The sequence below is a fragment of the Capnocytophaga sp. oral taxon 336 str. F0502 genome, assembly GCF_000411575.1.
GTDB classification, from domain to species: Bacteria; Bacteroidota; Bacteroidia; order Flavobacteriales; family Flavobacteriaceae; genus Capnocytophaga; species Capnocytophaga ochracea.
This window is the reverse complement of the sequence record NZ_KE150491.1, coordinates 431,999-434,597: the sequence shown is the minus strand read 5'-3', so window position 1 is coordinate 434,597 and position 2,599 is coordinate 431,999. Positions and strand designations below refer to the sequence as shown.

Below are 2,599 nucleotides of genomic sequence, written 5' to 3'. Positions count from 1 at the left end.
AAACAACACGTACCTTGACATAATGTTGTACAGCACAAAGAAGATTTAAAGGATTGAGTGAAACCTGAAGTCAATAACTTGAAGATCGGTTAGAAGATATAAAAGAATTTAACGATGAAGAGTTTGATCCTGGCTCAGGATGAACGCTAGCGGCAGGCCTAACACATGCAAGTCGAGGGGGAAGTTACTTTCGGGTAACTGAGACCGGCGTACGGGTGCGTAACGCGTATACAATCTGCCTTTCACTGGGGGATAGCCCGAAGAAATTTGGATTAATACCCCATAGTATATAGGGACGGCATCGTTTTTATATTAAAGCTACGGTGGTGAAAGATGAGTATGCGTTCTATTAGCTAGTTGGAGAGGTAACGGCTCCCCAAGGCGATGATAGATAGGGGTTCTGAGAGGGATGTCCCCCACACTGGTACTGAGATACGGACCAGACTCCTACGGGAGGCAGCAGTGAGGAATATTGGACAATGGTCGGAAGACTGATCCAGCCATGCCGCGTGCAGGATGAAGGTCTTATGGATTGTAAACTGCTTTTGTAAGGGAAGAATAAGGGCTACGCGTAGTTTGATGACGGTACCTTACGAATAAGCATCGGCTAACTCCGTGCCAGCAGCCGCGGTAATACGGAGGATGCGAGCGTTATCCGGAATCATTGGGTTTAAAGGGTCTGTAGGCGGGCTGGTAAGTCAGGGGTGAAAGCGCTCAGCTCAACTGAGCAACTGCCTTTGAAACTGTTGGTCTTGAATGGTTGTGAAGTAGTTGGAATGTGTAGTGTAGCGGTGAAATGCTTAGATATTACACAGAACACCGATAGCGAAGGCATATTACTAACAATTAATTGACGCTGATGGACGAAAGCGTGGGGAGCGAACAGGATTAGATACCCTGGTAGTCCACGCTGTAAACGATGGATACTAGCTGTTTGGTTTAAGGATTGAGTGGCTAAGCGAAAGTGATAAGTATCCCACCTGGGGAGTACGTTCGCAAGAATGAAACTCAAAGGAATTGACGGGGGCCCGCACAAGCGGTGGAGCATGTGGTTTAATTCGATGATACGCGAGGAACCTTACCAAGGTTTAAATGGAGACTGACAGGGGCAGAGATGCCTTTTTCTTCGGACAGTTTTCAAGGTGCTGCATGGTTGTCGTCAGCTCGTGCCGTGAGGTGTCAGGTTAAGTCCTATAACGAGCGCAACCCCTGCCATTAGTTGCTAACGAGTTAAGTCGAGCCCTCTAATGGGACTGCCGGTGCAAACCGAGAGGAAGGTGGGGATGACGTCAAATCATCACGGCCCTTACATCTTGGGCTACACACGTGCTACAATGGCCGTTACAGAGAGCAGCCACTGCGTGAGCAGGCGCGAATCTATAAAGACGGTCACAGTTCGGATCGGAGTCTGCAACTCGACTCCGTGAAGCTGGAATCGCTAGTAATCGGATATCAGCCATGATCCGGTGAATACGTTCCCGGGCCTTGTACACACCGCCCGTCAAGCCATGGAAGCTGGGAGTACCTGAAGACGGTCACCGCAAGGAGCTGTTTAGGGTAAAACTAGTGACTGGGGCTAAGTCGTAACAAGGTAGCCGTACCGGAAGGTGCGGCTGGAACACCTCCTTTCTAGAGACGACCGATTTAATTATTAATGGTTAATAATTAACGATTAAAGGACTTATGGTATATTTGATTCTTTAAATCTTGCTGGCAACAAAATAAAATTTGCAAATTTGCTAATTTACGAATTTGCTAATTGAATAAGCAGTCTCATAGCTCAGCTGGTTAGAGCGCTACACTGATAATGTAGAGGTCGGCAGTTCGAGTCTGCCTGGGACTACAAGCAAAAAAAGCTTAAAAAGAAGGAAATTTCTAGGAGTGAGCTAGAGGAAGGATCCTCTTACCTCTTACCACATATCTCTTACCTAGAGACAGGGGGAATTAGCTCAGCTGGCTAGAGCACCTGCCTTGCACGCAGGGGGTCAAGGGTTCGAATCCCTTATTCTCCACAACACACCCACAAGTTCCCTCTCCTTGTGAGAGGGTTAGGGTGAGGAACCGTACATTGACATATTGGGATAAAAAGCATAAGAGATCAATAATAGATTATTGATAATCTAACGAAAGAATTAAAAAGAATCAAAGAGAACGAGAGGTACCTAGATAATTGTCAATTATCAATTGTTAATTGTCAATTGACTAGGACTACAAGCGCGAAAAGTTATGTAAGGGCGTATGGGGGATGCCTAGGCTCTCAGAGGCGAAGAAGGACGTGATAAGCTGCGAAAAGTTGCGTGTATTGGCACATACGAAATGATACGCAAATATCCGAATGGGGCAACCCAGTACATTGAAGATGTACTACACCGTAAAGGTGAGCAAACCCGCTGAACTGAAACATCTTAGTAGGCGGAGGAGAAGAAAACAAAAGTGATTCCCAAAGTAGTGGCGAGCGAAATGGGAACAGCCCAAACCCGTATTGTTACGGCAATACGGGGGTAGTAGGACCCTAATATAGGTTGTAGAGCTGGATTAGAAGTGTTTGGAAAGACACACCATAGAGAGTGAAAGTCTCGTATAGGCACAGCGATATAAA

2 tRNA genes and 2 rRNA genes (1 of these 4 only partly in view) are annotated in these 2,599 nt (G+C 46.4%); all 4 read left to right on the top strand.

Annotation, left to right across the window (positions count from 1 at the left end):
• The first annotated feature begins 111 nt into the window (after window positions 1-111).
• A 16S ribosomal RNA gene (locus HMPREF1528_RS09920) occupies window positions 112-1,629 on the top strand.
• Window positions 1,630-1,769: 140 nt separating this feature from the next.
• A tRNA-Ile gene (locus tag HMPREF1528_RS09915) sits at window positions 1,770-1,843 on the top strand.
• A gap of 95 nt (window positions 1,844-1,938) precedes the next feature.
• A tRNA-Ala gene (locus HMPREF1528_RS09910) sits at window positions 1,939-2,012 on the top strand.
• Between the two features lie 205 nt (window positions 2,013-2,217).
• Window positions 2,218-2,599: ribosomal RNA gene (locus tag HMPREF1528_RS09905) — 23S ribosomal RNA — on the top strand (it continues 2,458 nt past the right edge of the window).
• Together the 16S and 23S rRNA genes with 2 tRNA genes alongside form the textbook arrangement of a ribosomal RNA operon.